This is a genomic window from Cellulomonas sp. P4_A2, assembly GCF_056402515.1.
In genome coordinates this window covers 17,228-40,072 of the sequence record NZ_JBFUHG010000013.1, presented here as the reverse complement: position 1 = coordinate 40,072, position 22,845 = coordinate 17,228, and the positions used below count along the sequence as shown (strand labels likewise).

Below are 22,845 nucleotides of genomic sequence, written 5' to 3'. Positions count from 1 at the left end.
GGCGGCGTTGGCCGTGGCCTTGACGGAACCTTGACGGCTACGTCCGACGTCTTGACGCGACGTTGTCGGCGCGCACGCCGCCGGGGGCGTCATGCTCGAGGAACACCCGGCACGGGCACTCGAGCTGGAGGTTCACGGCTCGATGGTCGCGCGGTCGACCCAGGCCGCCACGACGTGTCCCGAGCCCACGCGAGAGCAGGAGTCATGGTGGCCAGTCCGTCGTTCGTCCGGTTTCCTCGAGGAGTCCTGCTCGCGCTCGCGGTGCTGGCACCGCTGATCGTCGCGGCCGCCCTGCACGCGCTCGGGAGCCGGGTGACGACCACCACGGCGGCGCTCGCGATGGTTCTCCTGGTCGTCGCCGCTGCCGCTACCGGGCTCCGGTCGGCCGGCATCCTGGCCGCCCTGTCCGCCGGAGCGTGGTTCGACTTCTTCCTCACCGAGCCGTACGGCAGCTTCAAGGTCACGAACAGCGACGACATCCAGGCGACGGTCCTGCTGCTGGTTGTCGGGTTCGCGGTCAGCGAGCTCGCTCTGTGGGGCCGCCGCCAGGAGGCGCGGGCGAGTCGCCGCGCCGGCTACCTCGACGGCGTGTTCGGTACCGCCGACGTCGTCGCCCAGGTCGAGACGTCACCGGATGCTCTGATCGACCGCGTCCGGCGGCAGATCGTCGCGATCCTCGAGATCGACTCGTGCCGGTTCGAGCCCAGCGGGACGGAGAGCCGCTCGACGACCCGGCTGAATCACGACGGCTCGGTCACACAGCGCGGCGCCGAGGTCGACGTCGACCGCCATGGACTGCCGACCGAAGACGTCATTGCGCTCGACGTCAGCCACGGCGGTGTCGTTCAGGGCCGGTTCGCACTCACCGCGTCGACGCGGGTCGTCCGACCCACAGTCGAACAGCGCCGCGTCGTCGTCCTGCTCGCTGACCAGGTCGGCTCCGCCCTGGCCGCAGGTACGAAGCCAGGTCGTGCCCCAGGCAAGTGACCCGTCGGACGACGGAGCGTTGAGTCCCGCAGCCGGTCATTGCGCGAGCTGGAGCCGGTTCCACAGGGCGATGGTGAGGGCGGCGCATGCCGCACCGAAGGCCACCACGAGCGCCAGGGGGCCCCCGGACACCGCGCCGGGATCCATGGCCCACAGAGCCGGAGCAGCGAGCGGGACCCACGCCGTTGCGCCCGTGAACACGGAGATCTGTGCGACGACGATGGTCACGGCCGCGACGGCGACGCCGGGAAGGATGCCGCGGCCTAGCGTCGCCGCGACCGTGGCTGCGAGCGCAATGAGGGCAGAGAGCACACCGAGAACGACGATCCGGACGAGACCGACGACCACCTCCTCCCCGGGCACACCGAGCCCGAAGCCCAGCCCCACCAGGGCGAGGGTCCCGGCGAGGACCAGCGAGACGAGCGCGGCCCAGCCGAGGTGCACGACAAGCTTGGCCGCGGCGATCGCCGGGCGGCTCACGGGCAGCCCGAAGAGGGCCGGTGCCGTGCCATCGGCGAACTCGCGACCCACGAGCCACGCGGCTCCGAGCCCGAACGCGAACACCGACGCGGCGGCCGTGACCTGGGTGGAGGCGAGGACCAGGGCGTGCCAGTCGGCCTTGGCGATCTCTGGACCCAGCTTGGCCAGCAGCTGTGCACGCGCCTGCGGTGTACCTCCGCCGCGCGCCGCCGCGAGGATCGCGGCGACGATCGCTGGCACTCCGAGCGCGAGGAGCACCCCGGTCGCGCGCAAGGTCGACGACGCTGCCGCCTTGCGCGCCTCGACGACCATCGCAGTCGTGAAGCCGCTCACCGGGTCACCGCCGCGTGCACCTTGGAGAAGAATGCGCGCTCGATGTCGACGCCACCCGGGTCCAGCGACCCGATCATCCGGCCCTCAGCGATGACCGAGATCCGGTCGGCGATGCGAGCGACCTCGTCGAGGTGGTGGCTGGAGACGAGCACGCCTGCGCCGGCCGCGGCACGGCGGAGCAACGCCTCGCGAAGCGTGATGATCCCGGCCGGGTCAAGCGCCGTCGTGGGCTCGTCGAGCACCATCAGCCGGGGGCCGTGGGCGAGCGCCGCGGCGAGCCCGACCCGCTGCGCGTTGCCCGCCGACAGGCGACGCACCAGGACCCTCGAATACTTCGCGAGGTCGAGCTCGCCGAGCACGGCGTCGACCGTCCCGGCGACGTCGCGCGAGGCAACTCCGTGCAGGCGGGCCGCCAGCGCGAGGTTCGTCGACGCGTCGAGCTCGCCGTAGGCGAGCGGATGCTCGACGAAAGCCCCGACTGCTCTCCACACCTCGCGGTCCGCTTCGCCGACCTTCTTCCCGAGCACCTCGATGGCGCCTCGCTGGGGCCGGAGCATGCCGAGCACGAGCTTCATCAGCGTCGACTTGCCCGCTCCGTTGAGACCCACGAGTGCGTGCACCTCCCCGGCGCGGACCTCGAGGTCGACGTCGTGGACACCGGCACCGCCGCGATAGGCGTAGCCGACGCCGGCCATGAGCAGGAGGGTGTCGGTCATCGCCCGTGCTCCAGGAGGTCGAGAGCACGCAGGATGGCGCGCCCGAGCGTGACGCCTTCCCGTCGTGGCCAGTCGAGCAGCGCTGTCATCAGCGCGCCCATGACAGCGGCGGCACAGATGGCGGCGTCGTACGGCGATGTGCCACCGGCCACAAGCTGTTCGGCGATGGCCGCCTCCGTCGCAGCGGTTCCGGCTCGGACCGCCGGAAGCAGGCTCGGGGTCGCGCCGGCGAGCGCGATGCGCGCTTTGAGGGTGTCGTCGTCGTCCAGCGGCTGCCCCTCCCACGCGGCCCGGACGCCGCGTACTGCGCGGACGATCGGCGGCAGCTCGTGCGGCTGTGAGCTGATCGCGGCAGCGATCAGCGGGTCGTACGGGTCGTCGACGACCAGCTGACCCTTGCTACGGAAGTGCCGGTAGAAGGTCATCTCCGTCACGCCTGCGCGCTGTGCGACCTGAGCGACCGTCGTCTTTTCGTATCCCTGCTCCGCGAACAGCTCGAAGGCGCTGGCGAGCAGCCGAGCACGGGTGCGTTCAACCTTCGTACCGCCGCGGACCAGGCGCTCAGTCGCCTCCATGCCTGAAATGTTAGTCACTAACTTTTCAGATGTCGACAGCCACCCTTCTACCGGCGTTCGAGGGGTTGATCGGTGGGCACGCGGAGCTCGTCAGGCCTCGTCGAGGCGGGCGCGCAGCTCGTCGTCGAGCACGAGGTCGAGCGCGCCCAACGACTCGTCGAGCTGCGCGACGGAGTGGGCGCCGACGATCGGGATGACGGGCGTCGGCCCCCCGAGCAGCCACGCGAGCGCGACCTGGTTCGCCGTGGCGCCGGCGTCGCGCGCGACCTCGCGCAGCACCTCGAGCCGACGCCGGCTGCTCGGGTGGTCGGCGCCGCCGAACAGTGACTTGTCGGCGCGTGTGTACGCGCCCTGGTGCAGCGGCGAGTACACCGTCACGGCGAGCGGCGGGCGACCGTCGACCCCCGTGGACGCGGCATAGTCGAGCAGGTCTCCGGACACCCAGTTGAACCGGAACGGCGTCGGGCTCGGGTACACGTAGCTGCCCTGCTGCTGGACGAGCCCGTAAGGCTCGACACCTAGGCGAGCGGCGGTCTCGCGTGCCTCGACGACGCGCCACGTCGTGACGTTGGAGATGCCCGGCACGCCGATCATCCCGTCGGCCACGAGCTTGCCGAATGCTCCGACGGTCTCCTCCAGGGCGGTGTCGCGGTCGTCCACGTGTCCGTAGACGACGTCGATCCGATCGACGCCCAGGTGGCGCAGGCTCGTGCCGGCCTCGCGGCGGATGGTCTCGGCGCTCAGGCCCTGGTAGTTGGTCGGGGGTGTGCCCGAGAGGGGCAGCGCCGGGTCCTTCTTGGCGGCGCCGCACTTCGTCGCGATGCGGACACGGTCCCGCAGCCCGCGTGACGCCAACCAGGCGCCGATCACGTCCTCGCTCTCGTGCCCGTGGCCGCCCGCGTCCCAGGCGTTGTAGTTGTTCGCGGTGTCGAGAAACGTTCCGCCTGCATCCACGAACCGGTCGAGGACGTCGAAGGCCGTCTCACGCGGCGTGTGCGTGCCGAAGTGCATGGTGCCGAGGCACAGGACGCTGACGTCGGTGGAGGTGGGGCCGGAGCCGATGGTGCGCTGCTGCATGGTGTTCTCCTGGTGACGGCTGTCGTTCGGTGACAGATCCGACGCTAGGCGGGCAGCGGACCGGGAGTACGGTCCATTTCCATGGCAGATGACCAGACCAATCGGTGGATCGGCGACGTGCTCGTCACCATCGAGGGCGGCCAGCCGGTGCACGTCGCGCTCGAGCGGGCGCTGCGGGCGGCGGTCCGCGAGGGACGCCTCCGCCCGGGCGACCCGGTACCCCCGAGCAGATCACTGGCCCGCGACCTCGGCGTCTCACGCTGGGTGGTCACGGAGGCGTACGGGAGCCTCGCGGCCGAGGGCGTGCTGGACGCTCGCACGGGCGCGGGCACCCGTGTCGCGTCCACGTCGTGGCCCACCCCCACGCCAACCCGGGCTCCCGACCGCGCCGTCCATCCGCGGCCCGCGTTCGACCTCGGGCCGGGCGTGCCGGACCTGCGCCACTTCCCGCGCGCGGCCTGGGTCTCGGCGGTTCGCGCGGCCGTCGCGACCGCGACCCCTGGCGACCTCGTCGCGCCGGACCCCCGGGGTGTGCCCTCGCTGCGACAGGCGCTCGCCGATCGGCTGACCGTGACGCGTGCGGCGCTCGTCGATCCGGACACGGTCGTCGTGACGCACGGCGCAGCCGACGGCATGACGCGCCTGGCGAGATCCCTACGCGCCGCGGGCCATGAGTGCGTGCTCGTCGAGGACCCGAGCTGGCCGCGGCTGCGCGACGTCGCGGCGGCCGCCGGCCTGCACCCCGTGCCGGTGCCGGTCGACGAGGACGGGGTGGACACCGATGCACTCGTGGCGGCGGCCGAGCGCACCGGAGCTCGCGCCGCGCTGGTGACGCCCTCGCACCAGTTCCCTGTCGGCGCCGCGCKCGTCCCGGCGCGGCGCGAGGCGCTCGTCCGATGGGCCCGCTCGGTCGACGGACTGATCGTCGAGGACGACTATGACGCCGAGTTCCGCTACGACCGCCGCCCGGTGGCGGCTCTGCGCGCGCTCGCGCCCGACCGCGTCGCACTGGTGGGCTCGTGGAGCAAGACGCTCGCCCCAGGGCTCGGTGTCGGGTGGCTGGTCCCTCCTGAGGACGTCCCCGCCGCGCGCGTCGGGCTCGACGTCGACGCGAGCGCTCCGCCGTCTCTGCACCAGCTCGCCTGCGCGGCGCTGCTCACCGACGGGGGCTACGACCGGCACCTGCGTTCGGCACGCGCTCGGTACCGGCGCCGACGGGCGGCACTGCTCGCCGCGCTCGCGCAATGGCTGCCGGGCCTGCCCGTGACTGGTCTGGCGGCGGGCCTGCATGTCGTGCTCGGGCTGCCGCCTGGGGCGGACGAGGACCGCGTGACCCGGCTGGCTGCGCGACGCGATGTGCGCGTGGTGCCGGCAGGTCGCTATCGCGTCGGGACCGTGACCGTGACCCGCCCACCGGCGCTCGTTGTCGGGTACGGCAACCTGGTCGACGCACGGCTCGACGAGGCGGTGGCCCGCCTGGCCGCGGCCGTCGGCGAGGCGGCGTCGCACGGAGCCCGCGGGCTCGCCGGCTCGCGAGCTCCGAGCACCCACGGGTCATAGCCGGGCGGTCGCTGCGCGGAGCCCTCGCGTCTTCGCCGCCTGAGGATGGAGGCACCCGCGACGAGAATCCTCCACGGAGGCATGAGCCCGCCGGATCTCGCTGTCGAGGCGACGGTCCCTCAGCCGTCGTCGCCTTCGCCGGACTGCTGCGTGGAGACCCTGCCGTCCCAGGTGGCCTGCGCGCCGGAGTCTCCCGCGCGCACCACCGCGACGATCGTGCCCGCGGCGACGACGACCGCCAGGATCCCGCCGACGACCCCGAGCCAGCGGTCCCTCCCGTTGCGCGCGCCGTCGTGGGCGTCGATGTATCGGCCCCACAGCCAGACCGCGACCGACAGCGCCGAGAGCGCCAGCGCCCACGGGAGGATCTGGTCGCCCAACGCGGCGTGCTCCTCGACCAGGTCGGACTGGGGCACGTGACCTTCGAGCCACTCACCGTAGTGCGTGGTCAGCGGAACCAGGAACGTGGCGCCGAGGGTGAGCAGCGGCGTCAGCACACCGAGCTTGCGCCGCAGGGTCGGCCACCACGCGGTCACGGCGACGAGCAGCGCGGCGAGCGGCAGGAGGACCACCACCGCGTGGACCAGCAGGATGTGCGTGGGCAGACCGTTGACCTCGTTCACGCCGACCTCCGTCGTTGGGATGCGAGCCGGACGCTACGGACGGATTCTCAGAGGTTTCTTACAGGTAGGCGTTCCGAGAATCCTCTGAGAACGCGGCGGCAGACTCGTCGGCATGGCAACGACCACCGCCCACGACGCACGTCCGATGGTCGCCGCCCCCGTGGCACGGCGCACGGGGCGTGGTCCGTCGGGTGTGCTCACCGCGCTGTGGGCGGGCTTGCTCGCGGTGCTGATGTTCTGGTGGCTGGGGACGTCGCCGCAGGTCGGGGCGACGCCGGGCGGTGCGGTGATGAGCCTGGGCGAGCTGGCCGGTCTGCTCGGGTCGTTCCTCGTCTGTGCGCAGCTCCTGCTGATCGCACGGGTGCCCTGGTTCGAGCGGTCCGTCGGGCTCGACCGCCTCGTGTCGTGGCATCGGTCGCTCGGGACCACGGTCGTCCTGCTGATCGTCACCCATGTCGTGCTCATGATCCTCGGCGGTGCGTGGCTGGACCGGACGACGGTGTGGTCCGAGGTGCCGGGGGTGCTGGCGACCCAGCCCTACCTGTGGCCCGCCGTGATCGGCACGGCGCTGTTCCTTGCCGTCGGGCTCTCGAGCGCCCGCCTGGCCCGGCAGCGCCTGTCGTACGAGGTGTGGTTCACCGTCCACCTGACGAGCTACGTGGCGATCTTCCTGACGTTCTTCCACCAGGTCGCGGGCGGGACGCACTTCGTGTCGGACACGTTGGCCCGGCTCGCCTGGATCCTCCTGTACGCGGGGACCGCTGCGGCGATCGTCACGTGGCGCGTGGCCCTGCCGCTGCTGGACCACGGGAGACATCGCCTGCGGGTGACGGCCGTCGTGCCCGAGGGACGCGGCCTGGCGAGCGTCTGGCTCGAGGGCGCGGACCTGCAGCGGCTCGGTGCCCAGGGTGGCCAGTACTTCCTCGTGCGCTTCCTGGCACGCGGGCACCTCGGCACGGCCCACCCGTACTCGCTGTCCATGGTCCCGACGGACGAGAGCCTGCGCTTCACGGTCGGCGCGCTCGGCGATCACTCCTCGGCCGTCGCGCAGATCCGGCCCGGGACACGCGTGCTCGTCGAGGGACCGTTCGGCCGGTTCACCGCGGAGCGCGCGACCGCTACCAAGGTCCTTCTGGTCGCCGGCGGCGCCGGGATCGGACCCATCCGCGCGCTGGCCGAGGAGCTCTTGGCACGCGGCCACGAGATCGTGGTGATCCACCGTGCGCACACCGCAGACGGTCTGGCCCTCGCCGATGAGTTCACACCGTCGCCGTGGCTGCGCTACGTCCCGGTCCCCGGCCGGCGCGCACAGCTCCGGCACGACCCGTTGGCGCCCGCGTACCTGGCCCGGACCGTCCCGGACATCGCCGAGCGGGACGTGTTCGTCTGCGGACCCGACGCGATGATGTCCACGGTCGCTCGCTCGGCCCGCGCCCTCGGGGTGCCGGCCACGGCGATCCACCGAGAGGAGCTGGGCTGATGGCCTCCCGACCGTGGCGAGGGACGTTGATCTTCGTCGGCACCGCAGCGGCGATGGCCGCCGCGGGTGTCAGCCGGTTCGCCGGCGTCGTGCCGCAGCCGGCGACCCAGGCGCCTGCAGCCGGAGCGCAGAGCACCGGATCGGCGGTCCCTTCCGCGCCGAGCGGGTCGACGGCCGCCGGGCCCGACGCGACCGGCACGGACGGCGGCTCGACCACGACGTCCGACACCGTGACGATCGTCGGTGCCGTCGCGCAGAACCGCTACGGCTCGGTGCAGGTCGCGATGACCTTCACAGGCAGCCAGATCACCGATGTGCAGACGCTGCAGTCGCCGAGCCGCGAGCGCGAGAGCGCGCAGATCTCGGAACGCTCCGTCCCGCGCTTGGCCCAGGAGGTGATCGCCGCGCAGTCGGCGCACATCGACACGGTCTCGGGCGCCACGTACACGTCGCAGGGCTACCGCGAGTCCGTCCAGTCGGCGATCGACCAACGGGGCTGACGCGTGCGCCGGCTGGAGACGGTCATGGGCATCCCCGTGTCGGTGGACGTGCGCGACGGCGACCCGGCCACGACGCCCGCCCTCGTCGCGAGAGCGTTCACGGCGCTGCACGCGGCGGACCGACGGTTCAGCCGGTACGACCCGCGCAGCGAAGTCAGCCGCTTCGGGCGCGGCGAGCTGCTCCCGGCGGACCTGTCCGAGGACCTGAGAGAGGTCTTGGGCGTTGCCGGGCGGGCCTGGCGGGACTCGGGCGGGGCCTTCTCGGTCCGCCGCCCCGACGGGTCGGTGGACACCGACGGCGTGGTCAAGGGGTGGGCTGTCCAGCGGGCCACGGACATCCTGGCGGCCGGCGGGCTGACGCGCTTCTGCTGGAACGCGGGAGGCGACGTGGTGACCCGTGGCGAGCCGGAGGCCGGGCGCGGATGGCACGTGGCCGTGCGGGACCCGCTGGGCGGCGAGGCGTTCCTGGCCGTCCTGGAGCTGCGCGACGGTGCCGTCGCGACGTCCGGCACCTACGAGCGCGGGAATCACGTGTGGGACGGCCGGACGGGTACGCCCGCCACCGCCCTGCTGTCCGCGACGGTGGTCGCCCCGGACCTCACGACCGCCGACGTGCTGGCCACGAGCGTCCTGGCGCTCGGGCCCGACGGCGTCAGGTGGGCGTCCGGCGCCGGCGCGACCGCGGTGATCGCCGTGGCCGCCGACGGGCGGATCCTCACCGACCCGGCGGGCGCGGAGCTGCTGGCAGCTCGAGGGTGATCACCGCTCCGGCGGCCCCGCCGGGACGTGACTCCGCCCGCACCGAGCCTCCGTGCTGGGACGCGACCTCGGCGACGAGCGCCAGCCCGATCCCGTAGTGGCGCCGTCCGGGCTCGCCGTCCGTCTCGTTGCGGTGCGACGCGAACCGTCGGAACAGGTCGGCCGCGTCGGCGGACAGTCCCGGACCGTCGTCACGCACCGACACCGACACGCGGTCGGATGCGACCTCGACGCAGACCTCCACGCTCCCGGCCGCGTGGTCGAGCGCGTTGTCGACGAGCGCAGTCACAGCCCGTCGGACCGAGGGGGCCGACGCCAGCGCGACGGCGCGGGGCTCGCCGGACCGGGTGAGCGTGACGCCGCGGAGCTGCCCGGACGCGCGCGCCGCCTCGACGACGTCGTCGGCCACACCGGCGACGTCGACCGGGACCGGGTCGACCGACCGGGCGTCTGCCGCCAGCAGCATGTCGTCCAGGACCGCCGTGAGCGCGGCGGTGTCGGCCAGGAGCCCGTCGACGTCGTGCTGCACGCGGTCCGGCGGCGACGTCCCCCAGTCGGCCGTCATGTGCCGGTCCAGCAGCTGGGCCCGCGTCGACAGCAGCGTGAGCGGTGTCCGCAGCTCGTGGCTGGCGTCGGCGACGAAGCGCCGCTGCAGGCTCAGCGCGCCCACCATCGGCCTGACCGCTCGACGGGCGAGCCACGCCCCACCCAGCCCGGCCAGTGCCACCCCCACGCCGCCTGCGACCAGCAGCGCAGCGACGAGCCGCTCACGCTCCTCGTGGCCGGCGCGGGGGTCGATCGCCGCCTGCACGACCCGGTCCCCGGAGCGCCCGGTCACGACCGTCACCTCCCCGGCACCGGTGGAGACGGTCGTGCGCACGTCGTTCCCGGCCTCGGCCACGTCGCGCAGGGCATCGACGTCGGGGAGGCCGGTCGGCAGGTCGGCCGAGGACTCCTGCTCGCCGTGGTGGACGACCGTGACCCACATGCCGGCGGGGGCGTCGTGGACGTCGTCGATGGAGTGCACGGCCGCACGCGCCTGGGACAGGGACGCGGCGTGCTGCGACCGGCTCACGATGACCAGGACGGTGGCGGACACCGCGCCGAGCACCACGAGGGCCAGCCCGGCGATCTGCAGGCCCAGCCGCCACGACGTACGTCGGACGACGAGTCGCTCGTGGGCCGTCAGGTCGGTCATGCGTCACCCAGGCGGTAGCCGGAGCCCCGGACAGTCGACACGGTCGTGCGGCCAAGCTTGCGACGCAGGTAGTACACGTAGGTGTCGACCACCCCTTCGTCCTCCGCGTCCGGGAACACCCGGTCCAGAAGGTCAGGCCTGCTGAACACGTGGCGGGGCCGCCGCGCCAGGACCTCGAGCAGGGCGCTCTCGCGCTCGGTCAGGCCCACGGACCGTCCGCCGCCGAGCGTGACCTCCCGGGAGCCGAGGTCGAGCGAGCCGCCCGGCACAGGGATCGTCGTCGCCTCGTCGTGATGCCGTCGACGCAGGGCCCGCAGCCGGGCGGCGAGCTCGTCGAGGTCGAACGGCTTGCTCATGTAGTCCTCGGCCCCCGCGTCCAGGCCGGCGACCCGGTCGGCCGGGTTCCCCAGCGCGGACAGCACCAGGGCGGGCGTCAAGACACCCCGCGAGCGCAGCCGGGCCAGGAGGTCGAGGCCCTCGATCGCGGGCAGGCCACGGTCGAGCACCATGACGTCGTAGCTGCGGGTCAGTCCCAGGTGCAGGCCGCGCTGCCCGTCCGGTGCGACGTCGACGTCGTACCCCTCGCCGGACAGGATCTGCTCGAGCATCTCGGCCAGCTGGCGGTCGTCCTCGACCAGGAGCAGCGGCACCCCGGTCCCCATGTCTCGCTCGCCTACAGACCGGAGACGCCGAGCAGCCGGCCGACGGCGTAGGTCACGGTCATGGCCACGGCTCCGCCGACGACCAGACGCACCACGGCCGGCAGCCGTCGGGCACCGCCAAGATGCGCGCTGATCCCGCCGGTGACGGCCAGCGCCACCAGGACCGCTGCGAACGTCACCGCGACCCGGACCGACGCCGGGGCGAGCGACACCGCCAGCAACGGCAGGAGCGCCCCTGCCGTGAAGGAGACGCCCGACGAGATCGCCGCGTGCACCGGGTTCGTCAGAGCCCCGGGGTCGAGACCGAGCTCGACGTCCAGGTGCGCTGCCAGCGGGTCGCGGGCGGTCAGCTCCTCGGCGACCGCGCGGGCCGTGCCACGCGAGAGGCCCTTGGACTCGTACATCCCGACGAGCTCGTCCAGCTCGCCCTCGGGGTCGCTCTCCACCTCGCGCCGCTCCTGCTCGATCAAGGCGCGCTCCGCGTCCCGCTGGCTGCTGACGGACACGTACTCGCCGAGCGCCATCGACACCGCACCCGCCACCAGTCCGGCGATGCCCGCCACGAGGATCGGCCCGATCTGCGTCGTCGCCCCGGCGACCCCGACGACCAGGCCCGCCGTCGAGATGATCCCGTCGTTGGCGCCGAGCACCCCGGCGCGCAGCCAGTTCAGCCGCGCAGCGTCGCGGCCCCGACCGTCGTCGACCAGCCGGGCCGTCGTTCCCCCGAACGCTGCCATGACATCGACGCTAGGCCGCTCGACGACGGGGCGCCACGAAGGTTTGGCTGGCCTCGCCGGCTCAGGCCGCGGGTTCGTCCACCGCCGTGATCGGCTTGGTGATGTCCTCCAGGGACTTTCCTTCCGCGTTGATCCCGAAGGCGATCTCGACGATGCCACCGATCACCATGATCAGGCCACCGATCACGTACCCGACGACCAAGCCGGTCCGATCCTGCCCGTCGCCGATCAGCCACCCGAAGAAGAACGGTCCGATGGCGCCGAAGATCTGGGCGATCGCGAAGAACACGGCGATGGCCTCGGCGCGGATCTCGATGGGCCAGGTCTCGCTCACGGTCAGGTAGGCCGAGCTGGCACCTGCCGAGGCGAAGAAGAAGATGATGACCCACACGAGGGTCTGCGTCGTGGCGTCCAGGATGTCGGCTCCGAACATCCACGCACTGATGGCCAGGAGCACGCCCGATATCAGGTAGGTGCCGGAGATCATCTTCTTGCGGCCGACGGTATCGAACAGGGGGCCGAGCAGCAGCGGCCCGAGCAGGTTGCCTATGGAGAACGCGAGCCCGTAGATGGGCACCTTCGTGGCGGAGACCCCGTAGAACTCTGTCAGCACCAGGGCGTAGGTGAAGAAGATCGCGTTGTAGAGGAAGGACTGCGTGATCATCAAGGTGGCGCCCAGGACGGCGCGTTTGGGGTACTCCCGGAACACGAGTCGCAGGAAGACGAGATAGCCGTACTTCTGATCAGGCACGAGCGAGATCGCCTTGCTGTCGTCCAGAGGCTCGAGCACCTGGCCGTGCTGGCGTGCGTTGTCCTCGATCTTGGCGAGCTCCTGCTCGGCCTCGTCGACGCGTCCGTGGCTCATCAGCCAGCGAGGACTCTCCGGCAGCGTTCTTCCGACGATGATCACGACCAGCGCCAGGACCGGGCCCATGAGGAAGGCCAGGCGCCAACCGACGTTGATCGGGAACGCGTTGAGGAAGATGAGCGAGACGAAGGACCCGATGATGGCGCCGGCCCAGTAGGTCCCGTTGATCCAGATGTCGACACGCCCGCGGTACTTCGACGGCATCATCTCGTCGATCGCGGAGTTGATCGCCGCGTACTGACCGCCGATGCCCATGCCGGCGATGAACCTGGTCGCGTAGAAGGCGACGAGCCACCCGGTGTGGTGACCGGTGATGAACGCAGCCAGACCGGTACCCAGCAGGTAGAGGAGCAGCGTGACGATGAGCAGCCGCTTGCGTCCGAGCTTGTCGGAGAGGCGGCCGAAGACCAGCGCGCCGAGCATCTCGCCGATCAGGTACACCGACGCGATGAGCCCGATCTCCTCGGAGGTCATGCCCAGCGTCTCCGGGCTGGTCAGCACGCCGGTCACGGAGCTCGAGATCGTGATCTGGAGCCCGTCCAGGATCCATGCCGCGCCGAGGCCGGCCACCATCCGGGTGTGGAACGGGGTCCAGCTGAGTCGATCGAGCCGCGCCGGGATCGTCGACCGGATGACCGCGCTGGTGCTCATCGGGTCACCTCCTCGGTCGAAGCGGCGCGCGTCCAGGTCTGAGCGTCCACGGCGACAACTCCCTCGTGCGCCCTCAGCTGGACGCGTCCCTACGTCCTCGACGGTGAGGTGCAGGTCGAGTCCAGCACCGTCGAGCGGCCGCCGTCGTCATCCCGTCGGCATGATGGTCGGTCACGCTCGACGCCCGTAGTGTCGAGTTGGCGTCGGGGCGACATCCGGACGATCAGACCGGGGCACGCCGGCGCCACCACGACCCCCCGGAACGGGCGTGCAGATCGGCGGGACGCCAGCGACGTCGGTGGCGCACAGCGGACCCGGCACGGCTCGGTCCGCGCCTCTCGATGAAGGAGCGCCGACGTGAACATGTGGGTGCGATGACCGACCACTACGACGTCGTCGTCATCGGGTCGGGCGCGGGCGGCGCGACCCTGACGCACCGCCTCGCACCGTCGGGCAAGAGAGTCCTCCTCCTGGAGCGGGGCGGCTGGTCGCCACGCGAGTCCTCGAGCGGGGACGCGACCGAGGTGCTCGTCGGGGACCGGTACGCCTCACCGGACACCTGGTACGACTCGGACCTCACCGCGTTCCAGCCGCACGTGCACTACGCCGTCGGTGGTGCGACGAAGGTCTACGGCGCCGCTCTCGACCGGCTGCGGCAGAAGGACTTCCGAGAACTTCGCCACCACGGCGGCGTCTCCCCCGCCTGGCCGGTCACCTACGACGAGCTCGAGCCGTACTACGACCAGGCGGAGGACCTCTACCAGGTGCACGGCACACGCGGCGAGGACCCGACGGAACCCCGCTCGCGCCGCCCGTACCCCTTCCCCCCGGTCCTGCCCGAACCCCGGATCCAGGAGCTTTCCCGCGACCTGACTGCCCTCGGCCTGCACCCCTATCACGCTCCGTGCGGGATCGTGGTGGACGAGTCGAGCGCGGCGTCCAGCGCGTGCGTCCGGGCCGCCGCCTGCGACCGGTCCGCCAGCCTGCTGCACGCACGGGCGGACGCAGAGGTCATCGCGGTGCGGCCCGCGCTCCGGCATCCCAACGTCACCCTGGTGACCAACGCCCAGGTGCGGCGGCTCGGGACCGACGACTCCGGACGCACCGTGACCTCGGTGGTGGCGGAGGTCGACGGCGTCGACCAGCGGTTCTCGGGCGATGTCGTCGTCGTGTCGGCGGGCGCCGTCAACTCGGCGAAGCTGTTGCTGGCCAGCGCCAACGACCGGCACCCCCGAGGGCTGGCGAACGGCTCCGACCAGGTGGGACGGCGTGTCATGTTCCAGAACCGCCGCACGTACATGGCGACCTCGCGCGAGCGCCCCGACACCCGCTTCGAGACGACGCTCGGCATCAACGACTTCTACTTCGGCGACGAGACCTTCAGGTTCCCGATGGGCAACGTGCAGCTGGGCGGCACGTCGTCACTCCCGGTCGACGGGGCCGCCGAGCACGCGGTCGGCTTCTGGCTGTGCACGGAGGACCTGCCCGACCCCGCCAACCGCGTGACGCTCGGGATCCGCGGCAACGTCGTGCTGGCCTACACCCCGAACAACCGGCGCCCGCTCGACGAGCTGTACCGGCGGCTGCAGGGCGTCCTGGGCAACCTCGGCGTGCCCGGGCATGCTCTGGTGCGACGCGACTCGTCCAGGAGCGCCGACACCGCCGTCGCTGACTTCGCGCACCAGGCGGGGACGGTCCGTTTCGGCGACGACCCCGCGACGTCGGTGCTCGACCGGGACTGCCGCGCGCACGAGGTGGACAACCTCTACGTCGTCGACACCAGCTTCTTCCCCAGCATCGGCGCGGTGAACCCGGCCCTGACAGCCATGGCCAACGCCTTGCGGGTGGGCGACCACCTGCTGGACCGGCTCGGCTGAGACAACCACTCAAGGAGGAACCCATGGACGCGAACAGCCCCGCCTCACCCTTCCCGCCGATCGCCGAGTACGCCTTCCTGTCGAACTGTCACACCGGCGCGCTGGTGGCACCGGACGGGTCGGTGGACTGGCTGTGCGCCCCGCGGTTCGACAGCCCGAGCATCTTCGGGAGCCTGCTCGACCGCGGCGCCGGCTACTTCCGGTTCGCGCCTTACGGGATCAACGTGCCGACGTCCCGGGCCTACGACCCCGGCACCAACGTGCTGGTCACCACGTGGCACACGCCGTCGGGCTGGCTCGAGATCCGCGACGCGCTGACGATGGTGCGGCGGGAGGGAGCGGACGACACGACCCCGCACACCCGCCCTCCCGCCGACGACGACGCGGAGCACGTCCTGGTACGGACCGCGACGTGCCTCGAGGGCACGGTGCGGGTCGAGCTGGTGTGCGACCCTGCCTTCGACTACGGCCGGCACCGCGCACCGTGGTCTCTTGGCGCGCCGGGTGCGCACACGGCGGACATCAGCGGTGCTGGGGTGTCCCTGCGGTTGACCACGGACCTCGCGCTCGGCGTCGAGGGGGACGCGCTCCGGGCCCGGCACGAGCTCTCCGCGGGCGAGACCGTGTTCTGCGCGCTGTCCTGGGGCGCCGCGCTGGAAGGCCCCACGACCGCCGACGACGCGACGGCGCGGATCGCGGCGACCCGCGACTTCTGGCGGCGCTGGCTCAGCCGCGCGCTGCTGCCCGATCACCGCCTGCGGCCCTACGTCGAGCGGTCGGCTCTGGTGATCAAGGGACTCACCTACATGCCGACGGGCGCGACGGTCGCGGCCCTCACGACCTCGCTGCCGGAGACCCCCGGCGGAGAGCGCAACTGGGACTACCGGTACACGTGGATGCGCGACTCGACGTTCACGCTCCAGGCCCTGCACTACCTGCGGCTCGACTGGGAGGCCGACGAGTTCATGCAGTTCGTCGCCGACGTCGAAGCGAACGAGGACGGTGGGCTGCAGATCATGTACGGGATCGACGGTCGTCGCGACCTCACCGAGACCACCCGGGACGAGCTGACCGGGTACCAGGGCGCGCGGCCGGTCCGGCTCGGCAACGGCGCGTTCGACCAGCGGCAGAACGACGTGTTCGGCTCCGTGCTCGACTCGATCCTCCTGCACACGCGCCGCAGCGAGCGGCTGCCCGCGCGCCTGTGGCCCATCGTCAAGGCGCAGGCCGAGTGCGCGGCGGCGGTCTGGCAGCAGCCCGACCAGGGCATCTGGGAGGCCCGGGGCAAGCCCCAGCACTACGTGTCGTCGAAGATCATGTGCTGGGTGGCCATGGACCGCGCGGCCCAGCTCGCCGGGATCCGTGGCGAACCCGACCTGGAGTCGAGCTGGCGCGCCACGGCCGACGAGATCAAGGCGGACATCCTCGAGCACGGTGTCAGCGACCGCGGGGTCCTCCGGCAGCACTACGAGACGGATGCTCTCGATGCGTCCACGCTGCTGGCGGCGCACTTCGGCCTGCTCCCCGGCACGGACGAGCGGTTGCACGCGAGCGTCCTGGCCATCGCCGACGAGCTGTCCGAGAACGGTTTCGTCCTGCGCTACAAGACCGACGAGACCGACGACGGGATGTCCGGCAAGGAGGGCACGTTCATCATCTGCTCGTTCTGGCTCGTGTCCGCACTCATGGTCGTGGGCGAGAACCAGCGGGCGCTGGACCTCATGGAACGCCTGCTGCGGATCGCGTCGCCGTTCGGCCTCTATGCCGAGGAGTTCGAGGTGGACGCCGCGCGACACCTCGGGAACATCCCGCAGGCGTTCTCGCACCTCGCACTGATCGAGGCCGCAGCACGCATCATCCTCGCCGAGAGGGTTCACGAGATGTCCCTCTGAGACACCTGACCGACGTCACGCTCACACGTCGGTGTACCCGGGACGGCACGGCCCGGGGGCTTGCGGTGCCCGTGCGACCGAGCGGTAGTGTGCCTGACGTGGGGGAACGTCCCGTTTTGCCCGGTTGGTCCACGGTCCGAAGCTCGTCGGCGGCCCTGCGGACGCCGTCCACGGTCGCGCTTCTGACGCCGCGCACCGGACTCGTCCTGCTGCCGCGCCAGGACCTTCTCGACAGGCTGAGCACGACGTGGTTCCGGGTGGTCGCCCTCGTCGCAGGTCCCGGGTACGGCAAGTCGACGGTCCTGCGCCAATGGGCGGAACGACTGGCAGGGCTGGCCGCGTGGCACATCTGCGTCGACGAGGACAACGACCCGGCCCACCTCCTGTCAGCGCTCGGCGAGGCGGCCGGGCTGGGATCGGGCATCGTGACGGTCGCCTCACTCGTCGCGGCTGCGCGCTCCAGCCCCCCGCGAGTCTTCGTGCTCGATGATCTTCAGAAGGTCACGCAGGCGGGAGGCCTCAACGTCCTGACCGACGTCATCGACCGGCTGCCGGACGGCTGGCGCGTGGCGTTCGCCTCCCGGAACCGACCTCGGCTCCCGATCGCCCGGCTCCGTGCGGCCGGCGACCTTCTGGAGCTCGACGAGGAACAGCTCTCGATGCGGGTCGACGAGCAGACGCAGGTCCTCGAGTCCTTGGGCGTCAGGCTGTCGGCCGAGGCCTCCGACGCGCTGCACGACCGCACCGAGGGTTGGCCTGCCGGCGTGGCCCTGGCCGCGATGGCGACCCTCGAGGGCGGGGAGGCCGCGGCGTCGACGTTCTCCGGCGACGACCGCTTCGTCCGGGAGTACCTGCGCGCCGAGGTGATGTCCGGCCTCGGTCCCCGCGAGACGTCGCTCCTGATCCGCTGCGCGATCCTCGACGAGCTCTCGGGCCCGATGTGCGACGCCGTGCTTCGCGTTCGGTCGTCCGGCGCCACGCTCGACCACCTGGCGACGGACCGGGTGATCCGGCCGGTCGGACGGGACGGCGACCGATACGAGTGCCATCCTCTGCTCCACGACCTGCTGCGCGCAGAGCTGCATCGCAAGGAGCCGATGCTCGTCCCGGTGCTGCATCAACGGGCAGCGGGCTGGCTGGCGGACAACGGCATGCCAGAACGGGCCATCGAGCACGCGCACCGAGGCGGGGACGTGGCGGGCCTGGCGCGCATGGTGCTCGAGTGCGCCCAGACGACCTGGGCGAGCGGTCGCATCGACACCGTGCACCGATGGATGTCGTGGCTCGAAGAGGCGAACGACTTTCCCGCGTTTCCCGCGGTCGCCGCACACGCCGCCCTCATCTTCGCGCTGGTCGGGGAGCCCGCACGGGCTGACCGCTGGTCGGCGATGGCGAGCGAGGCGGCCGGCGACGGAACGCTCTCGGACGGGAGCACGGTCGCGGCGACGCTCGCCTACCTGCGGGCGATCGAGGCCCGACAGGGCGCTGAGCAGATGCGGCTCGATGCTCGTCAGGCATGGGACGGGATGTCTGCCGCGAGCCCGTTCCGCGTGACCATGCTGCACACGCAGGGACTCGCCGCCCTGCTCGCCGGCGAGCTGGACAGCGCCGACGACCTGTTCGTCGAGGCCCTGGAGGCCGGCGAGGCCGCGGGGATCGATCCGCTGGTGGCCATGGTGCTCTGCGAGCGCGCGACGGTCGCCGTCGAGCGGGGCGAGTGGAGGTCCGCTGTGCCGGCCGTCCGGCGTGCGGCCGAGATCGTCGCCGACGGTGGCTACGGGTCGTACTGGACGAGCGCGCTCGTCCATGCCTGGTCGGCGCGAACGGCCGTGCACCAGGGTCGGCGCACAGAGGCGGCCCGGCACGCACGCAACGCGCTCGACCTGCGCCCGCTGCTCACCCACGCCCTGCCCGTGGTCTCGACGCAGGCCCTCCTGACCACGGCGCAGGCGTCCTTGGCCCTGGGCGATCTCCAGTCAGCCTCCGCGACCGTCCAGCAGGCGACCGAGATCATGCGGCGGCGCCCGGGACTCGGGAACCTGCCGGAGAGAGTCGAGGCGATCGGCATGCTCGTGCACGAGGCCAGCTCCGAGGGGCGCGTGGACAAGCTCACCCCGGCCGAGGTTCGACTCATGCCCTACCTCGCGACCCAGCTCACGTTCCCGATGATCGGCGAGCGTCTGGGGATCACCGGGAACACGGTCAAGACCCAGGCGATCTCGAGCTATCGCAAGCTCGGCGTCTCGTCGCGGATGGAGGCCGTGGCTCTCTGGGAGCGTCTCGACGGGGCGTAGCCCACGCGGGGTGCGGCATCACCCGCCGGGGATGACGCGCACCTGATCGGCCCGCTGCCACATTGGCAGAGTCGGTCGGCGCTGCTCGACCCGGTCGCGGCCACCGGCGACCATGCCCCGCTCGACCTGATCGGCCGCTCACGAAGAGGACGGGACACGATGGCACAATCCAGCGAGAGCATCCTGATCAACGGGTTCGGCGTCCTCTTCGTGATCCTGAACTCGTTCGGGCTCGGTCTGCGGCTGTCGATCGGCAAGCTCCTGGCCCAAGCCGTTGCGCACTGGAAGATCGCGGTGTGGGCGTTGGTGATCAACTTCGTCGTCATCCCCGCCTTGTTCATCGGGTACCTGCTGACGGTGGCGTCGTCCATCCCCGACGAGATCAAGGCGGGGTTCTGCATCGCCGCCCTGTGCGCGGGAATGCCCTTCGCCCCCGTCCTCGCGAAGCTGGCCAGGGCAGACGTCGGCATCGCCACCACCCTCCTGGTGGTCCTGACGGCCGCGACCATCGTCGCCCTGCCGCTGGGTCTGCCTCTCGCGATCGATGCCGTCGACGTGCAGCTCAGCACCTCGTCGTGGGACATCGCGTGGCCGCTCCTGCTCTTCCTGCTGCTCCCCCTGGTGCTCGGGTGCGGCTTCCGGCTGTGGTGGCCCGACCTGACGCCGCAGCTGGCGCGATGGGCCGTCCGGGTGGCCATCCTGTGCCTGCTCTTCAACCTCAACTTCACGCTCGTCGCCTACTGGAGCCAGTTCGTGCAGACCTGGGGCACCGAGAGCTACATCGCGGCCTTCGCCGGCCCGTTCATCGGCCTCGGGTGCGGCTACCTGCTCGTGTCCGTCCTGCGCGTCAAGGACGTGAGGATCAGGCACGCGACCGAGACGACCACGGCGGTGCGCAACATCGCGCCGATGCTCCTGATGATGATCTTCCCGTTCGGGGCCGACCCCCTGATCACCGTGTCGATCACGATCCTCAACACGGTCGGCCTCGTGATCGTGCTGCTCTTCGTGCTGATGTGGAGACGTGCTGCTGAACCGTCCGAGGCTCACGCTCCAGGCCCACCCACGCAAGCTCTACCCAGGACCTGAAAACGCTGCGTCGACGCGCTTCCGGCCCGCCGCCCGACTGCTCGACGGCGTTCCTCACCGGCCCGCGGTGATGGCCGAGAGCAGCCCTGGCAGGTCGACGAGCACGACCCGGATCGCTGCGTCGCTGCACCCGTACGGCAGGACGAGCGTCCGACCGTGCAGCAACGCCCCGCACGAGTACACGACGTTGGGCACGTACCCGTCGCGCTCGTCGGGCGACGGGGTCAGCAACGGCTCCGCGAGGCTGCCCAGGACGCGACGCGGGTCGTCGAGGTCGAGAAGCATCGCGCCGATGCTGTACTGCCGCATCGGTCCGACGCCGTGGGTGAGGACGAGCCATCCGGCGGGGGTCTCGATCGGTGACCCGCAGTTGCCCGCCTGGACGATCTCCCACGCCCGGTCGGGCGCGCTCAAGGTGCCGAGGTCGTCCCAGTGCCGCAGGTCGGAGGACCCGGCGAGCGAGTTGCTCTCGCGGTCCCACCGGGAGAGAGCCAGGTACTGACCGCCGACCCTGCGCGGGAAGAGCGCCATGCCCTTGTTCTTCGCGCCGGGACCGCTGAGCCGGCTCATCCGGAACGAGCGGAAGTCGTCGGTGGCGACGAGGTGCGGCGCGACGGTCTCCCCGTCGAACGCCGTGTAGGTGCCGAGATAGCTGCGCCGACCGCCGGAGTACTCGACCTCGACGAGCCTCAGGTCTTCGATGCCGTGGCGCTCGGCGGGGCTGCTCGGGAGCAGCACGCGGGAGCTGATCGCACTCTCCGCGGCAAACGCGACGTCATACGTGCACGCTGCCAACCATCCCAGCCGCGGGCTTGCCTCAACCGCCGAGGCCGGGAAGGTGGCGGGCAGCGAGCGCAGGAGCGCGTCGGCGTCGTCGCTGTCGCCCGCGAGCTCCTCGTTCTGCCGTCGCAGGTCGTCGCGGGAGTGCACGCTCTCGTGGCGCCGCGGCACGGTGGTCGTCGGGCCGACGACGTCGAAGGTGATGTCGTCGGCAGCGTCGATGACACCGGTCCGCAGCTCGACGCAGGAGATGTGCCCCTCACCCACCCCTCGGACGCTCATCACGAACCGGGTGCTCCCCGGTGGCAGCCCGGTCTGGTCGGGGTGCGCGACCATCGACGGGTTGAACAGGGCGGCCGACTCGATCGCGTACTCCTGGCTCATGCACGCACCTATGAGCCTTCGCCGCTCCACGGACAGGCCGCCCGGGTCGCCGAGGTGGCGTGCGACGAGGTCGAACCGCTCGTCGAGGAGGGCGACGAGGTCGTGGTGGCGCCGGCCGAAGGAGGCGATGACCCCGGCGAGGGCGCGCTCCACCTCGGCGTCCGGCAGCGCCAGCACGCGCCCGAGGACGGCAGACATGCGGGAGATGCCCGCCCCGTGGATCTCCTCGCCCGGCAGGAACGGGGTACTGACCACTCGCGCCGCGTCCGGACGCAGCACGTGCGGCGTGCGCCGAACCAGCGGCGGGGCGTCGACGAGCGTCACGCCACGGCCTGGACGAGCGCCAGGCGCCCGAGCTGGAGGGTGGACAGGGCGGCGAGCGTCGACTCGGCACCCTGGTTCTGGTTGACCCCGCGCACGTGCAGGCCGTCGTAGCCGCCGCCGGTGCGGTCGTCGTAGAGCGCCATCCCCGTGTCGTTGTCGCCCAGGAACCAGCCGACGCACCGGTCGAGGTAGGTCAGCCAGACCTCGTGCCGCGTCGCGCGGAAGGCACGCCAGCACGCCTCGGCGAGTGCCGCGACCTCGATGGGTTGCTGGTCGAAGCCGGGCCGGTGCTCGCCGGGCGTCCGGCCACCCACCGGGGTCATCGAGAGGTGGCCCTCGTGGGTCTCCTGCGCGACGAGCCAGTGCAGGAGGTCGATCCCCGCCTGCAGGACCTCGTCGTCGCCGAGCGCGGCACCGATGGCGACGAGCGCCTCCGGCAGAACCGCGTTGGCGTACGTCAGGCGCGCGTCCGGCCACGGCCACGCGGGGTCGGTCGGGCAGGCGAGGACCGTGCGTGCGTCCGCGAGCAGTCCATGGGCGGCACGGTTGTCGGGCTGGACCTCGAGCACCTCGGCCGCGCCGAGCGTCGCGTAGGCCATGGCATGCCACCAGGGGGAACGGCGTTCGAGGCTCACGGCGGCCGCGTCCAGCGAGGCCCGACGCACACGGGGGTCGCCTGTGGCGGCCGCCGCCGTGCCGAGGGCCCAGAGGGCACGGCCCCAGTGGTCCTCGACCGTCGCGGTGTCGGTCCAGCGACCGGCCACGTCGCGTCGGTTGTGGAACCGGCCGAGGCCGTCCTGAGCGAAGAGGGTGAACCGCAGGTAGGTGTCGGTCAGCGCATCGACCTGCGGGGTTGCCCCGTGCTGCCGCGACGTCACGACGAGCCCCCGCGCCACGTCGTCGAGGCAGTAGCCGTGCTCGGGCCGCGGCTCGGTGAGCAGCGCGTGCTCGAACAGCCCGATCGGAGTGCTGAGGTGTGCGAGGTGGTCGAACACCGGG

At 71.8% G+C, this 22,845-nt stretch carries 20 protein-coding genes; 9 read left to right on the top strand and 11 right to left on the bottom strand.

Annotation, left to right across the window (positions count from 1 at the left end):
- Positions 1 to 204 precede the first annotated feature (204 nt).
- Positions 205 to 987: a DUF4118 domain-containing protein gene (locus AC1DUE_RS13640; protein ID WP_477039974.1), complete on the top strand. Its 783-nt coding sequence runs from the start codon at positions 205 to 207 to the stop codon at positions 985 to 987.
- A 36-nt stretch (positions 988 to 1,023) separates the two neighbouring features.
- On the opposite strand, the gene AC1DUE_RS13635 is transcribed toward AC1DUE_RS13640, so the two are convergent.
- From AC1DUE_RS13635 to AC1DUE_RS13620, 4 genes are all read right to left on the bottom strand, one after another.
- Positions 1,024 to 1,800, bottom strand: coding sequence for an ABC transporter permease (locus tag AC1DUE_RS13635; RefSeq protein WP_477039973.1), 777 nt, complete (start codon positions 1,798 to 1,800; stop codon positions 1,024 to 1,026).
- A complete protein-coding gene (locus AC1DUE_RS13630; RefSeq protein ID WP_477039972.1) occupies positions 1,797 to 2,516 on the bottom strand; it encodes an ABC transporter ATP-binding protein in 720 nt (239 codons plus the stop codon). Before AC1DUE_RS13630 ends, AC1DUE_RS13635 begins: the two co-directional genes overlap by 4 nt.
- Positions 2,513 to 3,091, bottom strand: coding sequence for a TetR/AcrR family transcriptional regulator (locus AC1DUE_RS13625; RefSeq protein WP_477039971.1), 579 nt, complete (start codon positions 3,089 to 3,091; stop codon positions 2,513 to 2,515). The genes AC1DUE_RS13630 and AC1DUE_RS13625 overlap by 4 nt, the downstream gene beginning before the upstream one ends.
- 90 nt (positions 3,092 to 3,181) lie before the next feature.
- Positions 3,182 to 4,168 (bottom strand): aldo/keto reductase, encoded by a 987-nt coding sequence (locus tag AC1DUE_RS13620; RefSeq protein ID WP_477039970.1) that lies wholly within the window; start codon positions 4,166 to 4,168, stop codon positions 3,182 to 3,184.
- 81 nt (positions 4,169 to 4,249) lie between these two features.
- Here AC1DUE_RS13620 and pdxR point away from each other — a divergent pair, with 81 nt between their 5' ends.
- On the top strand, positions 4,250 to 5,728 hold the full coding sequence (gene pdxR / locus AC1DUE_RS13615) for a MocR-like pyridoxine biosynthesis transcription factor PdxR (RefSeq protein ID WP_477039969.1): 1,479 nt from the start codon (positions 4,250 to 4,252) through the stop codon (positions 5,726 to 5,728).
- A gap of 119 nt (positions 5,729 to 5,847) precedes the next feature.
- On the opposite strand, the gene AC1DUE_RS13610 is transcribed toward pdxR, so the two are convergent.
- Positions 5,848 to 6,351 carry a DUF2231 domain-containing protein gene (locus tag AC1DUE_RS13610; protein ID WP_477039968.1) on the bottom strand — a complete coding sequence of 168 codons (504 nt, stop codon included), beginning with the start codon at positions 6,349 to 6,351 and terminating at the stop codon, positions 5,848 to 5,850.
- A gap of 112 nt (positions 6,352 to 6,463) precedes the next feature.
- Here AC1DUE_RS13610 and AC1DUE_RS13605 point away from each other — a divergent pair, with 112 nt between their 5' ends.
- Genes AC1DUE_RS13605 through AC1DUE_RS13595 form a run of 3 tightly spaced genes read left to right on the top strand, consistent with a single transcriptional unit; the run spans position 6,464 to position 9,090 of the window.
- Positions 6,464 to 7,831 (top strand): ferredoxin reductase family protein, encoded by a 1,368-nt coding sequence (locus tag AC1DUE_RS13605; protein WP_477039967.1) that lies wholly within the window; start codon positions 6,464 to 6,466, stop codon positions 7,829 to 7,831.
- Positions 7,831 to 8,331, top strand: a complete 501-nt coding sequence (locus AC1DUE_RS13600; RefSeq protein WP_477039966.1) for an FMN-binding protein — start codon at positions 7,831 to 7,833, stop codon at positions 8,329 to 8,331. Before AC1DUE_RS13605 ends, AC1DUE_RS13600 begins: the two co-directional genes overlap by 1 nt.
- A gap of 24 nt (positions 8,332 to 8,355) precedes the next feature.
- Positions 8,356 to 9,090, top strand: a complete 735-nt coding sequence (locus AC1DUE_RS13595) for an FAD:protein FMN transferase (protein ID WP_477039965.1) — start codon at positions 8,356 to 8,358, stop codon at positions 9,088 to 9,090.
- Here AC1DUE_RS13595 and AC1DUE_RS13590 read toward each other — a convergent pair.
- The 4 genes from AC1DUE_RS13590 to AC1DUE_RS13575 all read right to left on the bottom strand — a co-directional run bounded on the left by AC1DUE_RS13590 (position 9,047) and on the right by AC1DUE_RS13575 (position 13,206).
- Complete coding sequence (locus tag AC1DUE_RS13590) at positions 9,047 to 10,288, bottom strand: sensor histidine kinase (RefSeq protein WP_477039964.1); 1,242 nt, start codon at positions 10,286 to 10,288, stop codon at positions 9,047 to 9,049. The genes AC1DUE_RS13595 and AC1DUE_RS13590 overlap by 44 nt on opposite strands.
- Positions 10,285 to 10,950, bottom strand: a complete 666-nt coding sequence (locus AC1DUE_RS13585) for a response regulator transcription factor (RefSeq protein ID WP_477039963.1) — start codon at positions 10,948 to 10,950, stop codon at positions 10,285 to 10,287. The genes AC1DUE_RS13590 and AC1DUE_RS13585 overlap by 4 nt, the downstream gene beginning before the upstream one ends.
- An 11-nt stretch (positions 10,951 to 10,961) precedes the next feature.
- Positions 10,962 to 11,687 carry a VIT1/CCC1 transporter family protein gene (locus AC1DUE_RS13580; protein ID WP_477039962.1) on the bottom strand — a complete coding sequence of 242 codons (726 nt, stop codon included), beginning with the start codon at positions 11,685 to 11,687 and terminating at the stop codon, positions 10,962 to 10,964.
- Positions 11,688 to 11,748: 61 nt separating this feature from the next.
- Positions 11,749 to 13,206: an MFS transporter gene (locus AC1DUE_RS13575; RefSeq protein WP_477039961.1), complete on the bottom strand. Its 1,458-nt coding sequence runs from the start codon at positions 13,204 to 13,206 to the stop codon at positions 11,749 to 11,751.
- A 374-nt stretch (positions 13,207 to 13,580) separates the two neighbouring features.
- Between AC1DUE_RS13575 and AC1DUE_RS13570 the strand changes: the two genes are divergently transcribed.
- The 4 genes from AC1DUE_RS13570 (at position 13,581) to AC1DUE_RS13555 (ending at position 20,358) form a co-directional block, all read left to right on the top strand.
- Positions 13,581 to 15,083: an FAD-dependent oxidoreductase gene (locus AC1DUE_RS13570; RefSeq protein WP_477039960.1), complete on the top strand. Its 1,503-nt coding sequence runs from the start codon at positions 13,581 to 13,583 to the stop codon at positions 15,081 to 15,083.
- 23 nt (positions 15,084 to 15,106) lie between these two features.
- Positions 15,107 to 16,975 (top strand): glycoside hydrolase family 15 protein, encoded by a 1,869-nt coding sequence (locus AC1DUE_RS13565; RefSeq protein ID WP_477039959.1) that lies wholly within the window; start codon positions 15,107 to 15,109, stop codon positions 16,973 to 16,975.
- Between the two features lie 116 nt (positions 16,976 to 17,091).
- On the top strand, positions 17,092 to 19,269 hold the full coding sequence (locus tag AC1DUE_RS13560; protein WP_477039958.1) for a helix-turn-helix transcriptional regulator: 2,178 nt from the start codon (positions 17,092 to 17,094) through the stop codon (positions 19,267 to 19,269).
- Positions 19,270 to 19,428: 159 nt separating this feature from the next.
- A complete protein-coding gene (locus AC1DUE_RS13555) occupies positions 19,429 to 20,358 on the top strand; it encodes a bile acid:sodium symporter family protein (protein ID WP_477039957.1) in 930 nt (309 codons plus the stop codon).
- Positions 20,359 to 20,412: 54 nt separating this feature from the next.
- Here the strand turns inward: AC1DUE_RS13555 and AC1DUE_RS13550 are convergent, their stop codons facing one another.
- The gene (locus tag AC1DUE_RS13550; protein ID WP_477039956.1) at positions 20,413 to 21,846 is read right to left on the bottom strand and encodes a glycoside hydrolase family 130 protein; all 1,434 of its coding nucleotides are present in this window, start codon (positions 21,844 to 21,846) and stop codon (positions 20,413 to 20,415) included.
- Complete coding sequence (locus tag AC1DUE_RS13545) at positions 21,843 to 22,841, bottom strand: glycosyltransferase (RefSeq protein ID WP_477039955.1); 999 nt, start codon at positions 22,839 to 22,841, stop codon at positions 21,843 to 21,845. The genes AC1DUE_RS13550 and AC1DUE_RS13545 overlap by 4 nt, the downstream gene beginning before the upstream one ends.
- Positions 22,842 to 22,845: the final 4 nt, after the last annotated feature.